The organism is Parvularcula sp. IMCC14364 (assembly GCF_030758415.1).
Taxonomy (GTDB): domain Bacteria; phylum Pseudomonadota; class Alphaproteobacteria; order Caulobacterales; family Parvularculaceae; genus Aquisalinus.
In genome coordinates, this window is the sequence record NZ_CP132334.1 from 568,164 (window position 1) to 589,514 (window position 21,351).

Here is a 21,351-nt window from a genome sequence, read left to right on the forward strand (position 1 = left end):
ACAATGTGGTGACCTCTGTCTTACCACCTAGAAACTCCGTCGGTAAAACGACGGAGTTTTTTTCTTGTCTAGTGAGCACTCCTCGTTTGGAGAAACTGGGCTCCTAGTATTATCATATTCCTTTAGTGGGAATGTGAGTTTGGAGAATAAGGCGTTTATTTAGAATGCTACCATTAAGCCCCTCAAACAAATTGGCGTATTGCCTCGCCTTGCTTGCGTTTATTTGTGCCTGCACGACCACGCGCAGTATGCAGACCACCAATGATGTCACCATTGAGGATGGGGCGTTGACGGTGCTGTTGGTCGAGCCGGATGTCCGGCTTTCTTTTCTTAAAGCATCAGGTATTGCAGAAGTGCGGGCTGACTGGACCCGGCAGGGCAGTGAAAACCTGCTTGCCAGTATGCAAGACGCGCTCGCTGCAAGTGACCATGAGATCATTTCCTATTCTTTGAATGACGCTAAAGAGCGCGAAATACAGCTTGTGCGGCTGCATGAGTCTGTTGGGGAAACCATCCTCCTGCACAGATTTCTGGGTGTACCGCTACCGACCAAGGAGAACACCTTTGACTGGTCCCTCGGGTCCGGGGTGCAGGTTTTCAAGGGCACGCAGGATGCAGACTATCTGCTGTTCCTTTTTGCCAGAGGGGCATATGCGAGTTCAGGTCGTCAGGCGATGGCGATTGGCTTGGCGGTTGCCGGCGTCGGCGGTATCGGCACGGGCGGGCAGGCGGCCTATGCGTCGCTTGTGGATACACGTACGGGCGACATAGTCTGGTTCAATGTTGCACAAACTGGTCCTGGCACAGACATGCGCAAGCCTGAAGGGGCAGCATCCCTGATTGAAACCATTTTCAAGGACATGCCTCTGATCCAGCAATCGGAGGACGCGTCATGAAAATGAAAACACCAGTTCATATACTGATTATGTCCTTGATAACGTTCCTGCTCACAGCATGTGAAACGACCAATGTTGCGCCCATTGCTGCCAGCGAGCGACCGGAAGAAACGACTGATGAAGCCGGGCTTTGGTTGCAGATGGATGAGTCCGAAAAGCTGCTAAAATCGTCAGCTCTGGTCGAAACCGATAAACAGCTGAATGAATATGTTCAGTCAGTGGCCTGCCGGGTTATCGGTCCTGATTATTGTCCTGACTTGCGCGTGTATGTGGTGAAACAGCCGTTTTTCAACGCCAATATGGCACCAAACGGTCAGATGCAGATTTGGACCGGTCTGCTTCTTCGTGCTGAAAATGAAGCGCAGCTGGCTTTTGTCATCGGGCACGAATTCGCGCATTATCGCCAGCGACATTCGCTACAGCAATGGCGTGAGATCAAGAATCTGGCAAATGCATCATTGATATTCAGCTTCGGAACGGCTGTGGCTGGTGTGCCCGAAGCGGCTGTGCTGGGTGACTTCTCAATCGCAGCGAGGCTTTACGGATTTGGCCGCGACAAGGAACGCGAAGCGGATGAACTTGGTTTCGCATTTGCTGCGGAAGCAGGATATGCTGGGAAGGAAGCTGCGGCGATCTGGAAATATCTTGTCTCTGAGGTTGAAAATTCCGACCTTGAACGCAATCGGCGCAATATTGCGCGGGCAAGCATTTTCAGTACCCACCCTGTCACATCTGAACGGATAGAAAACCTTGAAGCGTTAGCCGAAGGACAGGCAGAGGCCGGTGACACCGCAGCGCCAGCCTATATCCAGGCGACGGCACCATTTCTGTCTGCATGGCTTGATGACGATCTCGTGCAGAGTGACTTCGGCAAACACCTTTTTCTGATCAATCACCTTATCAAGCGCGGCGCCAACCAGGGGGTTCTTTATTTTCGTCGCGGTGAAGCATATCGCTTGCGCCGAGATGATGACGATGAGGTGCTGGCCTTGGCTGATTATGTAAAGGCGACCACATTCGAAGATGCACCGCCTGCGACCTGGCGGGAGATCGGTGAATTGCACCGTCGCAATGGTGATGAAGAAAAATCTTTGGAGGCATACAGGACTTATCTCGAGAAAGCGCCCGAAGCTGCCGACAGGGCGTTGATTGACTCATATATTGCTGCACTGGAAGGATCACCATCATGATTACCCGGATACGCTCTGCCATAGCGTTGGTCTGCCTTTCTGTTCTTGCTGCCTGTACGGGCATTGAAATAGCTGGCCCGGGTTCATTTCAGGTGCAGAAAACTTATCAGGTTGAGCTTGGCAAGGCGTGGACTGCGCTTCCATTTGATGCGCGTACAAATCTTCAGGAAATGACCATAGACGGCGTTCTTCTAAATGTTCTTGTTTTTGGCGTGGACATCAAGGATGGGGAAGCACTGATATATTCAGCTGATCCTAAAAAGCTTGTGCCACGATTTCGTGCCGGTATGTCGGATCGTGAGATTGTCGAATTTCTCGGAGACAGTCTTGAGTATAACGGTCTTGTGGATGTGCAGATCAGCAATCTGAGACCGGACGACTTCCCTCCTTACACGGGGGTGCGATTTAATTTTGTGACCGATACGCAGATAGGGTTGAGCATGAACGGCGATGGCAAAGCCGTTGTCGTGGACAACAAACTGTTTTTCCTACTATTTGTTGCACCGGCTGAGCATTATTATGATTTGCATGCCGATGAAGTGCAGAGCATCTTTGACAGCGCTCGTTTCCCTCAGTCCGCGTCGGGCTGATTTTCCGGGAAGGCTTTCTCAAAAGCTGCCAGCTCCATGCAGGCCTTTTCGATGTCGCAGAGAGCCGGAAAGGCCGACATATCCTGATTGAACCTTCGGGCACTGTATATCTGGGGTAAAAGGTAGCATTCAACCAGCCCGGGCTGGTTCGCGTGGCAGAAATCACCCCGGCTACTATCTGCGGCGAGCATGGCTTCCAAAGCTGAAAAACCATCACTGATCCAGCGCTGTGCCCATATGTCAGTCTGGTTTTGATCCAGTCTAAGATCACCTCGCAGGTATTTCAGTATGCGCAGGTTATTCAGGGGGTGTATGTCGCAGCCGATCACCGCTGCCATGGCCCTTACCTGCGCACGCGCCGCAGGATCAGCCGGCAATAACGGCCTGTCTGTGTATCGTTCTTCAAGATACTCAATAATCGCGGGAGATTGTGACAGGGTGGTGCCATCGTCCAGCACCAGAGAGGGGACAAGGCCCTGAGGGTTCAGGGAAAGGAATTCCTGGCTCTTGTGAGCAGCGGTACGCAAGTCAACTGCTTCGTATTCGTAACTAATGCCCTTCAGTTGCAGAGCAATCCGTACCCGATACGAAGTACCGCTGCGCCAGTAATTATACAGTTTCATAAGACACCAAGTTCCAGCCATAACAGCTTATAATCAGCATGGTCCCGGCCTGCTGTCGGGAAGCACGGGAAGGGCATGATCGCGTAATCTCAACTGATATATGCAAGCTCAATACGCGTTATCTGATCTTCATACGCAGAAATCGGCTTGCCATATATATGAGCCAGATGCTCTTTCAGGCTGTCTATGTCAGACACATCGGGAGAGCTGCCGACAAAGTGTGCTGTCGTCAATTCATCTATGTGATGTGTGCGAATAGAGGCGATCTGAACCTTGATCTTGTGCTGATTGAACACAGGCGCAATTTCCTGTTTGTCACAGCCACATTTTTCGATAATGCGTGCCGTGATGACCTCGCCGGGTTTATAGCCGCGCCAGTTTGGAAAAACGCGATTACCGGGTCGAAAAACAGTCGTCAGCGCATTCAGTAAGACCAGTTCTTCGTATTCTTTGCGAAAAGCGATCTCGTTACGGGGCAGTTCCATCAGGACATCCTCGCATTAGTGTTACGACAGGAAATTTACGCAAATTACTGAACTGGTACAAACTCAGGGCAGGCAGCAGCGTCAGGTGTTGACGCTGCTCATGATGCCTTGAAGGTCTTCATCCTTCATCTTGTTCATGATCTTGAAGGCAGGGACGGCCTGGAACAGGTTCATGAAGCGCCCGCTATGGGTTCTGTTGCCGTTATCCTGAGCCAGTTTCATCGTTGTCGTCAGGGGTTCCAGCAGGATATCCGCGACAATGGCGTCCTTTGGCAGGCGCGCAACATTCGCCATGCTGATGGCCATGTCGCCTTCAACGTCACCGGTCATCGGTGCGAACGCAGAGAACTTCTCGTTCGGCTGTGCGCCCTTGTTAGAGGTATTCACGATCACGCCAACCCCTTCCATTTCATCGCCAATGGCATCCTCGCCAACAGCTCTGGCCTTGGTGAAGGGGGAGATCAGTTCAGCAATTTTTTCGGCTTTGGCAACAGTCCGGTTGCTGATCACAATCTCGCTCGGGTTGCGTTGCGACATTTCATAGGCAATAGGCAGGGCGGTGCCGCCGGCGCCGAGAATCAGAATTTTCTTGCCTTCGATGCAGTTCGGATATTCATGCAGCAGGCCAAGCACAAAACCAATGCCATCTGTGTTATATCCGACAAGCTCACCATTTTCGCGCGAAATCACATTCACGCTGCCAATGGCTTCAGCAGACTGGTCCAGACGGTCAAGATAAGGAGCAACCTTGTCTTTGAAGCCGGAGCCGGCGCCGCCGCCATCATAAAGAGGATCAGCTTTCAAAACGTCAAAGATTGTGGCCGCATTCGCAGGGTCCCCGACAACGAAAGCCGCCTGCTTGTTCAGTCCGAAGTTTCTGAACACGGCATTATGCATCGCTGCCGAGCCACCGGGATAATCGTGATCAATCGGGAAGAAATACAGCTTCTTGTCACCAATGGTTTTCGGATCGAGCTTGTTATCCTGAGGTTGATCAGCAACGAATAACAGGCCTTTTTCAAACAGTGCCTTGACTGTTTTCGGGCCTTGCCAGCTGCGATCCTGTTTGCCACCGCCAAATAATTTCTTGAATACCATAACCCCCTCCAGGTCAGTGCTGCGATAGTCGCAGCCTATCTCTCACCAACTGATACCGCGACCGCAATTATGTTGCAACCGCGAAACCGCTCATGCGGGAAGGCTTAACACACCACATCGCCGCACTGAAAGCGATTATTTACTGTGCCGTGCAATGCCACGCTCGTCGGACGTGTTTCATCCAGTGGGGAAAACTGTCGCTTGAAAGCGCGCTGCCATTCGCGTCAGGTGGTTGCTCACCCGATTAAATCAGGAGATATTCATGGCCGACGGCGCCCCTTCAATCGATCAGCTCGCAGGAGCATCAAGTGTCGCAGCAGACAGGTTGCGATCCTTTATCGAGCGCGTAGAGCGTCTGGAAGAAGACAAGGCTGCGGTCATGAATGATATCAAGGAAGTCTTCGCCGAGGCAAAAGGTGAAGGATATGACGTGAAAACACTGCGTCAGGTGATCCGCTTGCGGAAGATGGATCGGGCTGACCGGCAGGAGATGGAAGCCATGCTTGAGTTATATCTTTCCGCTCTGGGTGAATAACAGGCACTGCTTTTTTGGCCGTTGATAGAGTATTTCCATAACAAGGGTGGGCGGCGCTGTGTTAAATCAAACCTGCTACCTTTGAGGCCATCTGTCCTGATCCCTCTACCAGTCCCCCGAACCCTTTTACAGATCAGCATCCTGCTGCCAAGTCCGCTTGCAGTGTTGGTTTGGATCTTCGTTAGTATTTGGCCCTGCGAGGCATAATTCTACTGCGTTAAGCCCAGATTGACCATGCGGGACTTTGGGGCAGCCCTGGAAGGATTTTCAACGGGAGGGCGGCAGCGCCTCCCTTGAACAAGATGGGGTTGGTACTACTAACCCACATCTTGCAATCAGTGCAAAGCACACATCTCGCGTAAGTTTTTTGAGGCTCATTTATCTGCAGCACAGATTTCAATTCCGATCTGAATGCTTATATAATGGATTTTGTATTTGGGGTGCTTTTATATCAATCCCACTTGCAAACGTCTAAAGCGTTTGAGCAAGTTGCGGTTTGTGCTGAAATTTGCCTATTGCTTAGATCAACCTGTCTAGTAGGTAAGATGGTCGCGGATAGAACAATTTCGTCTCCCAAATCATCTTTATAATAACAATATGCGAATAATGCGTTACCCTCAACATCTAACGCAATTTCCGATTTCTCCCATGTTTTTACCATCTGCAGTTTTTTATCGGCTTCGTCAGTTTGCAAGTAGGGGTGACTATATAGCGACCACCAGTTTAGCTATTTTGATTTTGCTGATGAAATTACTTTGGACGGACTCAAGCAAGATGATGGTGGTTCACTGCTGACGGCATTTTGACAACTTGCTAATAAGAGGCTCAGTGTTGCAAAAGTTTTAAGTGAGATCTTAAAATTCATAGAATTCTCCAGCTTCACTGCGGGGTAAATACACAATATTCCTCCGCAGAAAAACCTACTATAATTAAAATACCTGCTTTATTTGAAAATGCCACTGGATAGTCCGAAGTTGCAAATGTATCATATAATACGCCATAATTTACTACGCCTGATGCAGGTGGCGCAACTCTCCGCCCGATAACTACAATGCAATCACCATCTGACGGACGGCAACCTAGACCAGAAGATAGCCTCAACGGATAACACTATTAACTGGGTCGCCTCCGGCATAGGCATACATGTTCAGACTGTCCCCATAGCTAATCGGATCGCTCTGCATAAAGCGGCCAAGCTTGGGATTATAGAACCGGGCTTTGTAGTAATAGAGGCCATGACGTGGGCCCCTTGGCTCCCACGTTGAATTAGAGAGTTCTGCTGCTGAATACTTCATCTCTAGCGGTTTGGCGAGCCTGCCGGGCGTTGTGCCGCCGCCGTCATGAATGCGCGGAGTTTTTCTTCATCAAGGCAATCTTCCGTGCGCACGCCAGAACATAAGTCCAGACCATAGGGTTGAATGCGGGAAATTGCATCAGCCACATTGCCGCTATTGAGACCGCCAGCGAGCAGGACCGGTTTGCTGGCGTGCTGCACAAAATCGGCGCTGATTGCCCAGTCATGGGTGCCCCCATATTCCGCGACTTGCGCATTCGGCCTGCCGCTGTCCAGCAGGAAAGCGTCTATGTGTGGTGTGTAGGGATCAATAAGGTCAAGAACATCCCGGCTCTCAACATGGATAACCTGAATGCGCCTGATTGCTGCAGGCAGAAGTGTGCTCAGCGCCTCATGTTCAACCGGATCTATGTGCCGGACAATCTGCACACTGTCGGTGCCGCAAAAGGATACATGATCAGCAATATCTGCGGCGCGCGTTCGGCTGGTCAGGAGAAATGTAGAAACGCCGGGCGGCACGCAGTCCACAAGCTGCCTGATTGTATCATCTTCCAGAATGGCCGGGCCGGAAGGCTGGTCGGCGACAAAGCCGAGAATGTTTGCGCCGTGGGCAACGGCGAGACGCACTTCATCTTCTGAAGAAATACAGCAGATTTTGATGCGAGGTCTGGTCATGCAGCATCCTAGATGCTGTCGCCTTCACATTCAATTTGCCAAAAAGGCGCGGGCCTTAGCTGGCTTCCTTGTCCAGGCCCTGTTCGCGAACTTTGCGATACAATGTTGAGCGGCCAATGCCGAGCCTTCGCGCAACCTCAGACATTTGCCCGTTATAGGTTTCCAGTGCCAGTGAGATCAGATCGCGCTCAATGTCATAGAGATTGCGCAGGTGACCTTCACGGTCAAAAACGGACAGCGCATTATCATCCCCGTACACAGATGGCACCGTGCGCCGCGCGCCATATCCGCCAGTATGCAACATGCCAGTTGCGTCATCTTCCGGGTAGGATTCTTCAATAACGGGCGGCCCGGCGTGAACACCGGCAGCCTCAAATTCGGCAGCCAGCAACGGAAAGTCTTCCGAGGACAGGTAAGCGCCCTCACACAAAACAACAGCGCGGAAGATTGCGTTTTCGAGCTGGCGCACATTACCAGGCCACGGCTGGTTCACAAGGACATCCAGCACTTCATGGCGTACACCTTGTACATCCCGGCGCTCTTCTGCGTTATAGCGACCGATGAAATGGGTAATCAGGGCCGGAATATCTTCCGGGCGCTCGCGCAATGGCGGCACCTCAATGGGGAAGACGTTCAGACGGTAATAGAGGTCCTCGCGAAATGTTCCGCGCTCTACCTCTGCAGCGAGTTCGCGATTGGTCGCAGAGATGAGGCGTACATCAACCTTGACCGGTGCTTTGGAGCCAACCGCGTCTACTTCGCCTTCCTGCAATACGCGCAGCAGCTTGACTTGTGTGTCCAGGGGCAACTCGCCGACTTCATCAAGGAAGAGCGTGCCGCCATTGGCTTCCTGGAATTTCCCGACATGTTTGCCGGTGGCGCCAGTGAAAGAGCCTTTTTCATGTCCGAACAGAATGCTTTCGACCAGATTTGCCGGAATCGCGCCGCAGTTTACGGTGATGAACGGTTTGCCTTCGCGGTCTGATTCGCCCTGAATGGCTCTGGCAATGACTTCCTTGCCGACACCGGACTCACCAGTGATCAGGATAGGAATGTTGGACTTGGCGGCGCGTTCACCCAGCGAGATCACTCGCGATAGCGCGTTACTTTCCCCAACAAGATCCTTGAAGCAGACAGCATTTTCGCGCTTGCGCTTCAGGCGAGAGACCTCGCCCTTCAGCTGCGACATATTCAGGGCGTTGTTGATGGAGACCATGACCCGCTCGGGTGAGGCAGGTTTGACAAAAAAGTCTGCCGCTCCCTTTTGCATCGCCTCGACAACCGTATCGATGCCCCCTTGTGCCGTCAGCATGACCACGGGCAGTTCTTTGCGGAACTGGCGAATCTGTTCCAGTGCTTCCATGCCACCCAGATTTGGCATGATAAGATCAAGCATCACGAGAGAGATTGCCTGACCCTCAGGACTTCTGAGAATATCCACAGCTTTCTGACCATCATCGGCCTGCATCACAAAATAGCCTGCCTTTTCGCAGACGGCTTGCATCAATCGGCGCTGGGTCGGGTCATCATCCACAATCAGTACAGTTTTGGACATGGGGTTCTCTCAATCTGGGTTTGGTATTCCGATATGACCCCTTTTTAGGTCGTTGAGGTAAATATCGGTTTAAGGGCGTCTCAATTCGGGTCAGTCATTGGCAAAAAGTTGCACAAAGCCGTTTGCTCTCAGAGTTAAGTCAGGTTAGGAGAGCAAGGATTTGGTAATAACTCACGGTTGAAGCCGTGCCAGACGAAGGAGACTGAGAGATGGCAGAAGATGATTTCGTGCCCGGTTCGATGGATATTTCCGACCAGAAAAGCACTTATGAACGTGTCATGAAGTTCTCCGGATACTGGGGGCTGCCATTCTCTATGGCCTTGGGCACATTCTTTACGGCCCTGTTGGCTGACAATGGTCTTTTGGGCGGGTTTTTCCTGTTTATTGTGGTGTTCATTTTCACGCATATTTTCGTCAAGATGTTCTTCTCCCACTAGGCGAGGGGACCTGACATTGAAACTGGCCTTGTGGCCGTGCCTGTTCTGCCTGTCTTACCTGTCTTGAGAGATGTGAAGGGGAATAAATGAAACTTGCTGTCCTGAAGGAAACCCGCACAGGAGAATCCCGCGTGGCTGCCGTGCCGGATACGGTCAAGAAGCTGGTGGGCCTGCGTTACGATGTGACTGTGGAAACGGATGCCGGCAAGGCCTCCATATTCTCCAATGAGGATTACGAAGACGCTGGCGCAAAAATCGCTGCCTCCGCTGAGGAGGCTGCTAAAAATGCTGACATTATCCTGAAAGTACAGCGACCGGACGCCACTGAGTTGAAGTTGTTTGCCAATGGCGCGAAGCTGGTCGGCATTCTTTCACCCTATGCCGATGAAGAAAGCCTGGCTGAATATGCGCGGGCCGGTGTCGACACTTTCTCCATGGAATTCATGCCACGCATCACACGGGCGCAGTCCATGGACATACTGTCCTCCCAGTCCAATCTTGCGGGCTACAAGGCTGTGATTGATGCAGCGGCTGAATATGGCCGCGCCATGCCAATGATGATGACAGCAGCTGGCACGATTGCGCCTGCGAAAGTGTTCGTGATGGGGGCCGGCGTGGCTGGTTTGCAGGCAATCGCCACGGCCAAACGACTGGGCGCTGTCGTCTCCGCAACAGATGTGCGCTTCGCCGCAAAAGAACAGGTTGAATCCCTTGGTGGTACATTTGTGGTGGTCGATGAGGACGCCATGAAGGATGCCGAAACCGAAGGTGGTTACGCCAAGGAAATGTCTGATGACTTCAAGAAGCGACAGGCCGAATTTGTGGCAGCGCATATTGCCAAGCAGGACATTGTCATCACCACAGCATTGATCCCTGGCCGCCCGGCACCAGAACTTGTCAGTGACGGGATGGTCCGTGCGATGAAACCGGGCTCAGTCATTGTTGATCTCGCTGTCGAGCAGGGGGGCAATGTGGCACCATCGAGACCTGGCGAGATCGTTGAGGTGGATGGTGTGAAGGTTGTGGGCCACAATAATGTGCCCGGACGCCTGGCGGCAGATGCCTCCAGCCTCTATGCCAAAAATATCCTGAACTTCCTGACCGTTTTCACAGATGCTGAAACCGGTGATTTCAATATCGACATGGAAGATGAAATCATCAAGGGCGTCCTGTTGACCCGCGATGGCCAGATTGTTCATCCGGCATTTGCCCGGGAAGCTGAGCCAACGGCCGTGATCGCAGAAGTTGTTGATACCGACGACGACGTAAAGGAATAGAGGAGAGCGCAGATGTTCCTGTTACAGAAATCAGATCCGGAAAAATCCGCTGAAGAAGCCAAGAAGACGGCTGAAGAGCTTCAGCAGACTGTCGAACAGTTGAAAGAAACAACGGACACGCTGGAAGCCTCTTCCCAGCAACTCAACTCCCAGATGAGCGCGTTTGAAGCCATGCTAGATACGGGGCATATCAATGAATATGTCTTCCTCGGCACCATCTTTATTCTGGCCATCTTCGTCGGGTATTATGTGGTCTGGTCGGTGACACCGGCGCTGCATACCCCCCTGATGTCTGTCACAAACGCTGTATCCTCTGTCGTTATAGTCGGGGCCCTGATTGCAGTCGGGGCTGATATTTCGCAAAGTCCGGCTGGCGGCTGGTCAAGAGCGCTCGGCGTGATCGGGGTGGCGCTTGCCAGCGTCAATATATTCGGTGGCTTTCTGGTCACCCAGCGCATGCTCGCCATGTACAAGAAAAAAGAGCGGCCTGCTGCCGGCTCCAGTAACTGAACGGAGCCACTGACATGAATAATACGCTTACAGCTCTTTTATATGTGGTCGCTGCGATCCTTTTCATTCTCGCGCTGCGCGGCCTGTCCTCGCCGGAAACAGCACGCCAGGGCAATCGCTTCGGCATGATCGGCATGGCTGTCGCTGTAGCGGCAACACTGCTATCGGCACGCTTCCTTGACGGGGCGGGTGTTGGAGCCTGGTTCTGGATAGTCGTCGCCGTGGCGCTTGGTGCCGTACCCGGTGCCCTGATCGCCCGCCGGGTCGCCATGACGGATATGCCGCAGCTTGTTGCTGCTTTCCATGCCATGGTCGGTATGGCCGCTGTCATGATTGCCTGGTCAGCGTTCCTCGCGCCAGCGGCCTATGACATCGGTACACCTGGCAATATCAAAGCCCTGTCGATTGTAGAGATGTCGATTGGCGTTGCGATTGGGGCGATTACGTTCTCCGGGTCGCTGATCGCTTATGCCAAACTGGCAGGTCGCATGTCCGGCGCACCGAAACTCTTGCCGATGCGCCATGTGATCAACATCGCGCTGGCTGTCATCATTGTTGTTCTGGTCGTCTTGCTGTCCACCGGAGCGCAGAGCGCTTGGCTGTTCTTCTTCCTGACCATGGCTGCCTTTGTGCTGGGTTTCCTGATTATTATCCCTATTGGCGGTGCAGATATGCCCGTCGTCGTATCCATGCTGAATTCCTATTCAGGCTGGGCCGCTGCCGGGATTGGGTTCACGCTGGAGAACATGGCGCTCATCATCACTGGCGCGCTGGTTGGCTCTTCCGGCGCGATCCTCTCATATATCATGTGTAAGGGGATGAACCGGTCCTTTATCAGCGTCATCCTTGGCGGTTTTGGTGCTGAAGATGGGGCGGTCGCTGCTGGTGCGGGTGAGGAAACACGGCCCGTCAAGCAGGGCTCCGCTGATGATGCTGCTTTCATCATGAAGAACGCCGGCAAAGTGATTATCGTGCCGGGTTACGGCATGGCGGTGGCACAGGCACAACATGCTTTGCGGGAAATGGCAGACCTTCTCAAGAAAGAAGGTGTGGAAGTAAAATATGCCATCCATCCCGTCGCGGGCCGGATGCCAGGGCACATGAACGTACTGCTGGCGGAAGCCAATGTGCCGTATGATGAAGTTTTTGAGCTTGAAGACATCAACTCCGAGTTCTCGACGGCGGATGTCGCTTTCGTGATTGGTGCCAATGATGTGACGAACCCGGCTGCAAAGACGGACACGACCTCAGCCATCTACGGGATGCCGATTCTGGATGTTGAAAATGCCGGGACGGTACTCTTCGTCAAGCGCGGCATGGCGTCCGGTTATGCTGGCGTGCAGAACGAGCTGTTTTTCCGCGACAATACGATGATGTTGTTCGGGGATGCCAAGAAGATGTGCGAAGAAATCGTCAAGGCGATTGGCTGACCAGTCAGCTTGGGGATTTTACTGCTCCCGGGCATGACTTGCGCTCATGCCCGGCTTCAGGCATTTTGTTTTTGTTAAGTAACTGTCCGGGGCCAGAATGAGAAAACTGTTAACATCACTGGGCGCTGCGCTGATATTTACTGCTACCTCAGCCAGTGCGGAACTGCGCAATGATATTGCTGCTGACTATCCGTATCTTGAAGACCTTTACAAGACTTTCCATGCGAGCCCGGAGCTCTCCTTTATGGAGGTCGCGACAGCAAGGCGGCTGGTCGCAGAGTTTGAGAAACTCGGGTTTGATATAACAGAAGGAGTTGGCGGAACGGGCGTCGTTGCCGTGATGCAAAACGGAGAAGGCCCTGTTGTGATGTTACGCGCCGATATGGATGGGCTGCCCGTCCGGGAGGAAACCGGCCTTCCGTATGCTTCCCAGATGACAGGGCCAAATCGCTTCGGGGATGTGCGCCCCACAATGCACGCCTGTGGCCATGATGTGCATATGACCTCGCTTGTGGGCGCGGCACGGCGACTCGTGGCGATGAAAGATCAATGGTCTGGCACACTGGTGCTGGTTGGCCAGCCAGCTGAGGAAATCGGCCTTGGTGCCAAGGCGATGATAGATGATGGCCTCTACACGCGTTTTCCACGACCTGACTACAACATCGCCCTGCATGACTCTGCCAGTCTGCCTGCCGGTACCGTGGCCTACACCCCAGGATATGCGCTCGCCAATGTGGACTCGATCGACATTTACGTCAAAGGCGTCGGCGGCCACGGGGCGTATCCGCAAACAACCAAGGATCCGATTGTTATCGCATCGCAGATCGTGCTTGCGTTACAGACCCTTGTCAGCCGGGAAGTTTCTCCGCTCGAGCCCGCCGTTGTAACGGTTGGAGCTTTCAATGCAGGCTCCAAGCATAATATCATATCAGATGAAGCACACCTGCAACTGACGGTCAGGTCCTACACGGACGAAGTGCGTGAAAAACTCATTACGGGAATTCAGCGTATAGCCCGCGCACAGGCTATTTCAGCCGGCCTGCCGGAAGACCTTTATCCGGTCATCGAAATGGAGAAGGACTATACGCCCTCGACCTATAATGACCCCCAACTTGCCTATCGTGTCTCTGACACAATTAAAGCAGCCTTTGGCGCTGATAAGGTGATCGAGGTGGATCCGGTCATGGGCGGGGAAGATTTCTCCCAATACAGCCGGGTCGAGCCAACTATTCCCAGCTTTATTTTCTGGGTTGGTGCAGTTGCGCCGGAGAAAGTGGCCGCCGCACAGGCTGGCGGGCCTCCTCTGCCATCGTTGCATTCGCCATTTTTTGCACCAGAGCCTGAGCCGACATTAAAAACTGGCGTCGAAGCGATGACACGCGCTGCCCTGGAATTGCTGGAACAACAGCAGGACTGAAAACAGGGCCGGATTAGATCAGGCCGGCACCGCTCGCTTCTTCAGCTGAGTTTACGCAAAGTCTTGCCTATTGCGCTCCACTTTGGCACGAAAGCTGAATGGTGAACCGAAACGGTTATTGAGGCGTGGCCTCAGATTTTAACGGGGTATGTGAAATGGGTAAGATAGTAGGCGCATTTGGGACGCTGGCACTGCTGGCAGCACTGACATATGTGGGGCTGACAGGGGCCTTTCGCTTTGGTGCGATTGATTTCGCAACAGTTTTTCAGGCGCTTCAGCCCTTGACCTTCGCTTTGCTGGGACTTGGCGTTCTCGCGTTGGGGGCAGGGCTTCTGGGTCTGGTACGTGCCCGCCCGGGTACAGGTGGGTTCGCGCTGATCGCCGGCGTTGCCGCTCTCGCATCAGCTTTCGGTCCAATGACCATGAAATCACAGGCCGACAAGGTGCCGCCCATCCACGACATCACCACAGATGTTAAATATCCGCCGTCTTTCGTCGAAGTGCGCGATATCCGTATGGAAGATGAAGGAGTAAATTCACCGGATTATAATCCGGAGATTGCGGCACAGCAACAGGAAGCCTATCCTGACCTTGGGACAGTGCGTTTCGACCAGCCTTACGAAGATGTCTATCAGGCAGCTATTGACGTGCTGGAATCCATGGGACTGGAAATCGTCGGGACAGACGAAAACGCCGGACGCATTGAGGCAACTGCCACAACGGCCTGGTGGGGCTTCAAGGACGATGTTGTCGTGCGCGTAAACCGCTTCCGCGAGCCTGTCGAAGTGGACGTGCGGTCCAGCTCCCGTGTGGGAGTGTCGGATCTTGGCGTCAATGCCAAGCGCATTGAAACCTTCCTTGCCAAGCTGGAAGAGAAGCTCAGCTAAAAAACAGTAAATTCAATAGGTTATGAGGCAGTCTTCAGGGCTGCCTCAAGCCCGTTCAGGGCAAACCGTGCGAGGCATTGCGGATAGAGCATATGCTCCTCGCGCAGGATTCTTTCAGATAGTGTTTCGGCTGTATCCCCCGCCTTAACGGGCACAGCACGCTGGCCGATAATGGGCCCGTCATCGAGATCGGGCGTTACCACATGGACCGTGCAGCCGCTCTCTTTTACACCGGCATCCAGCGCCTGCTGCTGCACATTCAATCCCTTGAAAGCTGGAAGAAGTGAGGGGTGGATATTGAGAATGCGTCCGGCCCACTGGTTCACGAATCCTGCCGTCAGAATGCGCATGAAGCCAGCTAGACAGATGATCTCAACCTTAGCCGCTGCCAGTTTCTCATGCAGGGCCTGCTCGAAAGCATCGCGGTTTTCAAACAGCTTGTGGTCAATAATATGAGTGTCGATATTGTGATGTGCAGCACGCTTCAGGCCGTAAGCTGCGGGTCGATTTGAAATCACGCAGACAATTTCTGCCGGGTAGTCGGGGGCCTGTGCTGCATCAATCAGGGCCTGAAGGTTGGACCCGGAACCGGAAATCAGCACCGCAACACGCTTCTTCATGCTGCGCCCAGCTCACCAATAACTGTGGCTGCTTCACCCATATCCGCCAGAGACCGTAACACGGTATCTGTTTCTTTTGCGGCCACGACCAACACGCCGCCAATACCGCAGTTGAAAGTCCGGCGCAGATCAGCCTCACTAAGTTGTCCGCGCTCCTGCAGCCAGGCGAACATGTCTGGCACTCGCAGGGCAGTATCATCCATCTTGATGTTGAGGCCACGCGGCAGAACCCGGGGGATGTTATCGGTCAGCCCCCCCCGGTGATATGCGCGAAGCCTTTCACCAACTGGTTGGCGAGCAGAGGTTTCAACAGGGGAACATAAATGCGCGTAGGCGCGAGAAAAATCTCACTTAGCGTCTTTCCGGCTGCAAAAGGCGCTTCATCCGCCCAGCCCAGTTCGCTGTCAGCAACAATTTTCCGGATCAGCGAATATCCATTGGAATGGGCGCCGGAAGAGGACAGGGCCACCAGTTGATCGCCTGGGCCCATTGCGGCAACGCCGTCATGCAGTGGCAACAGTGTGTCTCGTTCGGCAGCACCAACACAAAACCCCGCCAGATCATATTCGCCTGCCGGGTACATTCCCGGCATCTCTGCGGTTTCGCCGCCAATCAGTGCCGCACCGGCCTGCTTGCACCCTTCTGCGATCCCCTCGATCACGTCAGCCGCGGTATCCTCACTCAAGGTGCCACAGGCAAAATAATCCATAAAGAACAAGGGCAGGGCACCTTGCGCCAAGACGTCATTGGCGCACATGGCCACCAGATCAATGCCAACTGTTTTATGCTGGTCAGTTTCAAAGGCGATCTTGAGTTTGGTCCCGACACCATCAGTGCCTGAGACGAGAATGGGATCAGTGAAACCGGCAGCTTTCAGGTCAAACAGGCCGCCAAAGCCGCCGATTGTGCCATCTGCGCCTGGTCGCATCGTTGCCTTGACGAGAGGCTTTATCCGGTTGACCAGCCGGTCACCGGCATCAATATCCACACCGGCTCTTTTATAGGCGTCGCTCATCAGGCTTTCCCCGCAGGAATTATCAGGAAATGCGGTGCTAGCCGAGACTGCACCCTTTGTGAAGGTGATTGAGCCCTGCGCGGGGACTGATTTTTGCCGCAATAGCGCCTATAAAGGGTGCGACGGGTGCGCAACAATAGTATAAGCACTCCATTGTTACGGGATGAGATCATGCGTCTGCTTTTGAAATTTCTTGTTGCTGTCCTGCTGTCCGTGAGCGCTGCTGTTGCGCAGCAAAGCAATGATAATGTGTTCATTGTTGCCGAAGTTCCGGTAGAAGCCGAGGCCGGTAGTGCTACCGAAGCGCGGCGCATCGCGATTGATCAGGGGCGACGCCAGGCAATGGATATCCTTCTGCGCCGTGTCACTGCAGAAAGCGACTGGGGGTATCTGCCGCAACTTGCCATTGGCAGACAGGCCGCTGTCGGGCAGCCTGCGCAACCTGATATGGGTGCGCGATATGAGTCAGGTTTTTATGACTATACCGCAAAGTCCGCGGTATATCTGGAGAGTTCACAACTCCCGGCCCTTGAGGAAGGGTTTGCGGTGCAGGATGAAAAGAGCTCAAGCCGGTCCTACTCGGCGCGCATTACCTACCGCTTCAAGGCTGACGAAATACGCAGCCTGCTGAAACGAGCACGCATTCCTTATAGCGAGTCACAAACGCGCAGAGCTCTTGTGCTCCCGGTTCTGCAAACCGAGAATGATGCCTATCTTTGGGAAAGCAATAATCCGTGGGCCCGCGCCTGGCTTTCACGCTCTCTGGCCAATGAATTGACACCGATCCTCCTGCCGCGTGGTGACGCAGCTGACATCAATATCATCAGTGCAGATCAAGCCCTCGCGATGCGACAGGGACCCCTGCAGCAACTGGCGCAGAAATATGGCGTCACACAGGTGATCGTCGCGCAGGGCTATCTGATGGAAACAGATGGGCAGTATCGCCTGCGGGTGAGATTGCTTGATGGCTATCTCAACAATGTGGCGCGTACGGTTGGGGCGATTGACCGCAGTAATTCTGCGGCTCTTTATGATGCGCAGGATGGTTATGGCACCAACAGTCGGAGCAACACACAAGCATCCGGCACACCGGGGAGTGTTCTTCTTGAAGCGTGGTATCGCGATGGCGTCGGAGATTTTCCCCTGCTTGCGGCACGGGCAGTTGAATCGACCGTTGCCAAATATGCAGCTGGTTGGAAAGCCCAAACGCTTATCGATCATTCCGTCAGCCAGACTTACCGCGTGAATGCGTGGTTCTCCTCGATTGATGAGTGGGCTGACATTCAAGGCGTTCTTCAGGAATCACCACTGGTGGCAAGTTATGATGCCACGGCGCTGGCAGCAGACGGTGCGAGCGTGAACATGCGCGTCGCCGGGGATGTGCAGCAACTTGTCCTGTCCTTGCGTGAGAGAAACATCATTTTCTGGACGGTTGATGATTATGTCTGGAACATTGCAACTTCCTCCACTTATGAGGATGTGCGGGAGCGTGTGCGTCCGGTCTCTTTTGAACGCCGCCAGCAGGGGTTCATCTCTGATGGTGCACCGCAGACCGGGGAATGGCGCTCCGGGCCACAAGCTGAGTCCGGCCAAACGTATTACGCACCGGCAACGGATGAATTCAGCGCCCCGCTTGAGCGAGAGCTGTCCCAGCCAAGGCAGCTCTATCCGGCGACGGATGATGATGCGCAAGATGATGGCTCTAACTGATCCGCAAGCAGTGGTTAGTACATCCGGACAGCAACTGACACTTGATGTGGCCTGCAATCCGCCACTGACGGATCAGGTTTTTATTGAGGCGCCGGTCAATGTCAGCGCAAAACGGCTTTTAACGCGGTGGCGGGAAGATCTGGCCAGTGATGGCAGTCAGGGGATACTGCTTGCCGGGCCGCCAGCGTCCGGCAAGAGCTTCCTCTTAACACAAGTGTTTCGTGATCAACCGGCCTTATGGATCAGTGCTGACCAGCTGGAAAAAACGCTGGCGCGAAACATTACCCATACGCTCCTGATTGTCGATAATGCCGAATATGCAGGCGACCCGCTCCTGCTGACACGGCTGATTGATGTCTGTCGGGAGCGTTCTGTCAGTTTTGTCATTGCAGGGTCGGGCAAGCCTGAGCAGTGGGCGCAGACGCCTACCGGCACCATCAAGGACCTTGTGACACGGCTGACAGCTTTGCCGGTTGCCATGCTGGACAGCCCGGATCAGGAACTGATGAAGCGCGTGCTCCTCAACTGGATGGCGGCCCGACAACTGAAGTTGAGCGACGATCTCGCTGATCACATTTCGAACCGGCTTAAACGGTCTTTTTCAGCGCTGACGATATTCACGGAGCGGCTTGACGCCGAGGCCCTCGAACGCAACAAGTCCATAGACAGACCGCTGATACAGACGGTGCTGAGCGCCCTCAAAGAGCATACTTTATCTTAGGGTACATGTGCTAGGCTGTGTCTGACTTGAACAGCAGCCACAGTGCGCAGGGAAATGCCGCGATGAGTAGTACATTCGACGACATACAAAGCGATGTGAAACCTTCAGAAGATACTTCTGACGCACCGGTGTATCAGAGCCGGCCCGATATGGTTGATGCTGTTGAGGAACCGGCTGCGACTTTCCCGCCCATTCCTGCAGATTCACCAGACCGCTTTATCAATCGTGAACTGTCATGGCTCGAGTTCAATACACGGGTTCTGGAAGAAGCCTGGAACAAGCAGCATCCGCTACTTGAGAGGTTGCGCTTTCTTTCCATCTCTGCCAGCAATCTGGATGAATTTCTGATGGTGCGCCTTGCCGGTCTTGTGGGGCAGGCGCGTGAGGGTATCCTTTCCACAACGCAGGAAGGGCTCACTCCGCAGGAACAGATTGATCTCATCAACCGGAAGACATCTGATCTGGTACAAAATCAGCAGCAATGCTGGCGCGAATTACTACCCCTTCTGGCTGATGTGGGGGTTGAGGTGCTTGATCCTCAGGACCTCACGGCCACAGAAGAGAACTGGCTGCGCGAGGAATTTGAAACCAATATCTTCCCGACTCTGACACCCCTGGCACTGGACCCGGCGCACCCCTTTCCGTTTATTCCCAATCTCGGCTTTGTGCTGGCCTATGAGCTTGAAAACAGCCGGGAACATCTGAATGTCCTGTTGCCAATCCCGATGAAGGTTAAGCGTTTTGTACGCTTGCCGTGTGATGAGGTTATGGAGAACGGCAAGCCGCGTGTCCGTTTCATTCCGCTTGAAAAGGTGATCTCCAAATATCTCGATTATGTTTTGCCGGGTCACAAGATTATCGCCGAGGGTGCCTTCCGTATTGTTCGCGACAGCGACATCGAGTTTCAGGAAGAGGCAGAGGATCTGGTGCGCCAGTTCGAAAGCCTGTTACGCCGCCGTCGCCGGGGAGATGTCATTCGCCTCAAGATCGATTCGCGTACACCGAAATACATGATTGATCTTTTCATGGACCAGTTGAACGTGTCGTCGAGCGATGTTGCGCTGGTTGATGGCCTTCTGGGCCTGAACCAGACCAGTTCGTTGATCGCAGATGACCGGCCTGACCTGAAATTCGTACCGTTTGAAGCCCGCTTCCCGGAGCGTATTCGCGAACACGCCAGTGACTGTTTCTCTGCGATCAGGGACAAGGATATCATCGTTCACCACCCGTATGAAAGTTTCGACGTGGTTGTGCAGTTTCTGAAACAGGCCGCAAGAGACCCGGATGTAGTGGCGATCAAGCAGACAATTTACCGGACATCGCACCAGTCATCCATCGTTAAAGCGCTGATTCAGGCCGCAGAGGATGGCAAGAACGTCACTGCGCTGGTTGAGCTGAAAGCACGGTTTGACGAAGAGGCGAATATCAGGCTTGCGCGGCAGATGGAGCGGGCAGGGATCAACGTGGTCTACGGTTTTGTGGACTATAAGACCCACGCCAAGCTTTCTGTCGTGGTCAGGACGGAAGGCGGTACGACGCGCACCTATGTGCATGTTGGCACCGGGAATTATCATCCGTTTACAGCTAAAATCTATACTGACCTTTCGTTGTTCACCTGCAATGAAGAAATCGGACGTGATGCTGCGCGTGTCTTCAATTATATCACCGGCTACGCCAGACCGGAGAGGCTGGATAAATTCACCATCTCGCCGCATATGGCTCAGCAAAAAATGATCGATCATATTGATGCAGAGATCGCACATGCAAAGGCAGGGCGCCCTGCGTCTATCTGGGTGAAACTCAATTCACTCGTAGATGGAGCCATGATTGACAAATTATATGAGGCCAGTTGCGCTGGTGTGCAGATTGACCTTGTCATCAGGGGGATATGCTCACTGCGGCCGGGAGTGCCAGGGCTTTCAGAAAATATTCGTGTAAAAAGTATCGTCGGCAGGTACCTTGAACATTCACGGATAGTCTGTTTTGGTAATGGTCAGCCCATGCCCAATCCCGATGCGATTGTCTATATTTCTTCAGCAGACTGGATGCCCCGCAACCTTTATCGCCGCGTGGAAGTCTTCTGCCCTATCGACAACCCCACGGTGCATCGTCAGGTGTTGGACCAGATCATGGTTGCAAACCTGAATGACGAGGCACAAAGCTGGCAGATGAACCCGGATGGATCATATGACCGGGTCAGAGTGCCGGACAATATTACCCCTTTCAACGTGCATGATTACTGTATGACCAATCCCAGCCTGTCGGGCAGGGGCGGTGCCATCCAGTATAACGCCCCGATGTCGCTCAGCCCCGCAAAAAAGAATCGCACTAGTTAGCGTTGTTGTCTAAACAACCGATATTGCTCATTGAGTACCAGTAACGGCGC

At 53.5% G+C, this 21,351-nt stretch carries 19 protein-coding genes and 2 pseudogenes; 13 read left to right on the forward strand and 8 right to left on the reverse strand.

What is annotated here, in order from left to right; genetic code table 11:
- Nucleotides 1-164: 164 nt before the first annotated feature.
- From RAL90_RS02755 to RAL90_RS02765, 3 genes are read left to right on the forward strand one after another with little or no spacing between them, the layout of a single operon-like run.
- Entirely contained in the window at nucleotides 165-896 is a 732-nt protein-coding gene (locus RAL90_RS02755; RefSeq protein ID WP_306253004.1) for a hypothetical protein, read from the forward strand.
- Nucleotides 893-2,086 carry a M48 family metallopeptidase gene (locus RAL90_RS02760; RefSeq protein ID WP_306253005.1) on the forward strand — a complete coding sequence of 398 codons (1,194 nt, stop codon included), beginning with the start codon at nucleotides 893-895 and terminating at the stop codon, nucleotides 2,084-2,086. The genes RAL90_RS02755 and RAL90_RS02760 overlap by 4 nt, the downstream gene beginning before the upstream one ends.
- Nucleotides 2,083-2,676, forward strand: a complete 594-nt coding sequence (locus RAL90_RS02765; protein WP_306253006.1) for a hypothetical protein — start codon at nucleotides 2,083-2,085, stop codon at nucleotides 2,674-2,676. The genes RAL90_RS02760 and RAL90_RS02765 overlap by 4 nt, the downstream gene beginning before the upstream one ends.
- On the opposite strand, the gene maiA is transcribed toward RAL90_RS02765, so the two are convergent.
- The 3 genes from maiA to RAL90_RS02780 all read right to left on the reverse strand — a co-directional run bounded on the left by maiA (nucleotide 2,658) and on the right by RAL90_RS02780 (nucleotide 4,882).
- Nucleotides 2,658-3,299 (reverse strand): maleylacetoacetate isomerase, encoded by a 642-nt coding sequence (gene maiA / locus RAL90_RS02770; protein ID WP_306253007.1) that lies wholly within the window; start codon nucleotides 3,297-3,299, stop codon nucleotides 2,658-2,660. The two genes, RAL90_RS02765 and maiA, sit on opposite strands and share 19 nt — an antisense overlap.
- 89 nt (nucleotides 3,300-3,388) lie before the next feature.
- Nucleotides 3,389-3,784, reverse strand: a complete 396-nt coding sequence (locus tag RAL90_RS02775) for a hypothetical protein (RefSeq protein WP_306253008.1) — start codon at nucleotides 3,782-3,784, stop codon at nucleotides 3,389-3,391.
- Nucleotides 3,785-3,865: 81 nt separating this feature from the next.
- Nucleotides 3,866-4,882, reverse strand: coding sequence for a shikimate dehydrogenase (locus RAL90_RS02780; protein ID WP_306253009.1), 1,017 nt, complete (start codon nucleotides 4,880-4,882; stop codon nucleotides 3,866-3,868).
- 262 nt (nucleotides 4,883-5,144) lie between these two features.
- On the opposite strand from RAL90_RS02780, the gene RAL90_RS02785 reads away from it, so the two are divergent.
- Nucleotides 5,145-5,417, forward strand: coding sequence for a DUF2312 domain-containing protein (locus tag RAL90_RS02785; protein WP_306253010.1), 273 nt, complete (start codon nucleotides 5,145-5,147; stop codon nucleotides 5,415-5,417).
- A gap of 1,112 nt (nucleotides 5,418-6,529) precedes the next feature.
- Here RAL90_RS02785 and RAL90_RS16260 read toward each other — a convergent pair.
- The 3 genes and pseudogenes from RAL90_RS16260 to RAL90_RS02795 all read right to left on the reverse strand — a co-directional run.
- Nucleotides 6,530-6,655: pseudogene (locus RAL90_RS16260) on the reverse strand (RHS repeat-associated core domain-containing protein); the annotation flags it as partial.
- Nucleotides 6,656-6,714: 59 nt separating this feature from the next.
- The gene (locus RAL90_RS02790; protein WP_306253011.1) at nucleotides 6,715-7,386 is read right to left on the reverse strand and encodes a phosphoribosylanthranilate isomerase; all 672 of its coding nucleotides are present in this window, start codon (nucleotides 7,384-7,386) and stop codon (nucleotides 6,715-6,717) included.
- Nucleotides 7,387-7,441: 55 nt separating this feature from the next.
- Nucleotides 7,442-8,941: a sigma-54 dependent transcriptional regulator gene (locus RAL90_RS02795; RefSeq protein WP_306253012.1), complete on the reverse strand. Its 1,500-nt coding sequence runs from the start codon at nucleotides 8,939-8,941 to the stop codon at nucleotides 7,442-7,444.
- A 209-nt stretch (nucleotides 8,942-9,150) separates the two neighbouring features.
- Here RAL90_RS02795 and RAL90_RS02800 point away from each other — a divergent pair, with 209 nt between their 5' ends.
- The 6 genes from RAL90_RS02800 (at nucleotide 9,151) to RAL90_RS02825 (ending at nucleotide 14,899) form a co-directional block, all read left to right on the forward strand.
- Nucleotides 9,151-9,378, forward strand: a complete 228-nt coding sequence (locus RAL90_RS02800; RefSeq protein WP_306253013.1) for a hypothetical protein — start codon at nucleotides 9,151-9,153, stop codon at nucleotides 9,376-9,378.
- Between the two features lie 86 nt (nucleotides 9,379-9,464).
- Nucleotides 9,465-10,655, forward strand: coding sequence for a Re/Si-specific NAD(P)(+) transhydrogenase subunit alpha (locus tag RAL90_RS02805; RefSeq protein WP_306253014.1), 1,191 nt, complete (start codon nucleotides 9,465-9,467; stop codon nucleotides 10,653-10,655).
- 12 nt (nucleotides 10,656-10,667) lie between these two features.
- Complete coding sequence (locus tag RAL90_RS02810) at nucleotides 10,668-11,165, forward strand: proton-translocating transhydrogenase family protein (protein WP_306253015.1); 498 nt, start codon at nucleotides 10,668-10,670, stop codon at nucleotides 11,163-11,165.
- A 14-nt stretch (nucleotides 11,166-11,179) separates the two neighbouring features.
- Nucleotides 11,180-12,595 (forward strand): NAD(P)(+) transhydrogenase (Re/Si-specific) subunit beta, encoded by a 1,416-nt coding sequence (locus tag RAL90_RS02815; protein WP_306253016.1) that lies wholly within the window; start codon nucleotides 11,180-11,182, stop codon nucleotides 12,593-12,595.
- A 97-nt stretch (nucleotides 12,596-12,692) separates the two neighbouring features.
- Entirely contained in the window at nucleotides 12,693-14,012 is a 1,320-nt protein-coding gene (locus RAL90_RS02820) for an amidohydrolase (protein ID WP_306253017.1), read from the forward strand.
- A gap of 155 nt (nucleotides 14,013-14,167) precedes the next feature.
- Nucleotides 14,168-14,899 (forward strand): DUF1499 domain-containing protein, encoded by a 732-nt coding sequence (locus tag RAL90_RS02825; RefSeq protein ID WP_306253018.1) that lies wholly within the window; start codon nucleotides 14,168-14,170, stop codon nucleotides 14,897-14,899.
- Nucleotides 14,900-14,919: 20 nt separating this feature from the next.
- On the opposite strand, the gene purN is transcribed toward RAL90_RS02825, so the two are convergent.
- Nucleotides 14,920-15,519, reverse strand: a complete 600-nt coding sequence (gene purN, locus RAL90_RS02830; protein ID WP_306253019.1) for a phosphoribosylglycinamide formyltransferase — start codon at nucleotides 15,517-15,519, stop codon at nucleotides 14,920-14,922.
- Nucleotides 15,516-16,534: pseudogene (gene purM, locus RAL90_RS02840) on the reverse strand (phosphoribosylformylglycinamidine cyclo-ligase). Before purM ends, purN begins: the two are co-directional and overlap by 4 nt.
- A gap of 171 nt (nucleotides 16,535-16,705) precedes the next feature.
- Here purM and RAL90_RS02845 point away from each other — a divergent pair.
- The 3 genes from RAL90_RS02845 (at nucleotide 16,706) to RAL90_RS02855 (ending at nucleotide 21,301) form a co-directional block, all read left to right on the forward strand.
- Entirely contained in the window at nucleotides 16,706-18,244 is a 1,539-nt protein-coding gene (locus RAL90_RS02845) for a DUF2066 domain-containing protein (RefSeq protein ID WP_306253022.1), read from the forward strand.
- Nucleotides 18,228-18,965, forward strand: a complete 738-nt coding sequence (locus tag RAL90_RS02850; protein WP_306253023.1) for a hypothetical protein — start codon at nucleotides 18,228-18,230, stop codon at nucleotides 18,963-18,965. The genes RAL90_RS02845 and RAL90_RS02850 overlap by 17 nt, the downstream gene beginning before the upstream one ends.
- Nucleotides 18,966-19,114: 149 nt before the next feature.
- On the forward strand, nucleotides 19,115-21,301 hold the full coding sequence (locus RAL90_RS02855; protein WP_372340419.1) for an RNA degradosome polyphosphate kinase: 2,187 nt from the start codon (nucleotides 19,115-19,117) through the stop codon (nucleotides 21,299-21,301).
- Nucleotides 21,302-21,351 lie beyond the last annotated feature (50 nt).

Bases quoted from the DNA above. Each gene is read 5' to 3' on its own strand.
- RAL90_RS02755 (WP_306253004.1), top strand. From the start codon at position 165: ATGCTACCATTAAGCCCCTCAAACAAATTGGCGTATTGCCTCGCCTTG.
- RAL90_RS02760 (WP_306253005.1), top strand. From the start codon at position 893: ATGAAAATGAAAACACCAGTTCATATACTGATTATGTCCTTGATAACG.
- RAL90_RS02765 (WP_306253006.1), top strand. From the start codon at position 2,083: ATGATTACCCGGATACGCTCTGCCATAGCGTTGGTCTGCCTTTCTGTT.
- maiA (WP_306253007.1), bottom strand. From the start codon at position 3,299: ATGAAACTGTATAATTACTGGCGCAGCGGTACTTCGTATCGGGTACGG.
- RAL90_RS02775 (WP_306253008.1), bottom strand. From the start codon at position 3,784: ATGGAACTGCCCCGTAACGAGATCGCTTTTCGCAAAGAATACGAAGAA.
- RAL90_RS02780 (WP_306253009.1), bottom strand. From the start codon at position 4,882: ATGGTATTCAAGAAATTATTTGGCGGTGGCAAACAGGATCGCAGCTGG.
- RAL90_RS02785 (WP_306253010.1), top strand. From the start codon at position 5,145: ATGGCCGACGGCGCCCCTTCAATCGATCAGCTCGCAGGAGCATCAAGT.
- RAL90_RS02790 (WP_306253011.1), bottom strand. From the start codon at position 7,386: ATGACCAGACCTCGCATCAAAATCTGCTGTATTTCTTCAGAAGATGAA.
- RAL90_RS02795 (WP_306253012.1), bottom strand. From the start codon at position 8,941: ATGTCCAAAACTGTACTGATTGTGGATGATGACCCGACCCAGCGCCGA.
- RAL90_RS02800 (WP_306253013.1), top strand. From the start codon at position 9,151: ATGGCAGAAGATGATTTCGTGCCCGGTTCGATGGATATTTCCGACCAG.
- RAL90_RS02805 (WP_306253014.1), top strand. From the start codon at position 9,465: ATGAAACTTGCTGTCCTGAAGGAAACCCGCACAGGAGAATCCCGCGTG.
- RAL90_RS02810 (WP_306253015.1), top strand. From the start codon at position 10,668: ATGTTCCTGTTACAGAAATCAGATCCGGAAAAATCCGCTGAAGAAGCC.
- RAL90_RS02815 (WP_306253016.1), top strand. From the start codon at position 11,180: ATGAATAATACGCTTACAGCTCTTTTATATGTGGTCGCTGCGATCCTT.
- RAL90_RS02820 (WP_306253017.1), top strand. From the start codon at position 12,693: ATGAGAAAACTGTTAACATCACTGGGCGCTGCGCTGATATTTACTGCT.
- RAL90_RS02825 (WP_306253018.1), top strand. From the start codon at position 14,168: ATGGGTAAGATAGTAGGCGCATTTGGGACGCTGGCACTGCTGGCAGCA.
- purN (WP_306253019.1), bottom strand. From the start codon at position 15,519: ATGAAGAAGCGTGTTGCGGTGCTGATTTCCGGTTCCGGGTCCAACCTT.
- RAL90_RS02845 (WP_306253022.1), top strand. From the start codon at position 16,706: ATGCGTCTGCTTTTGAAATTTCTTGTTGCTGTCCTGCTGTCCGTGAGC.
- RAL90_RS02850 (WP_306253023.1), top strand. From the start codon at position 18,228: ATGATGGCTCTAACTGATCCGCAAGCAGTGGTTAGTACATCCGGACAG.
- RAL90_RS02855 (WP_372340419.1), top strand. From the start codon at position 19,115: ATGGTTGATGCTGTTGAGGAACCGGCTGCGACTTTCCCGCCCATTCCT.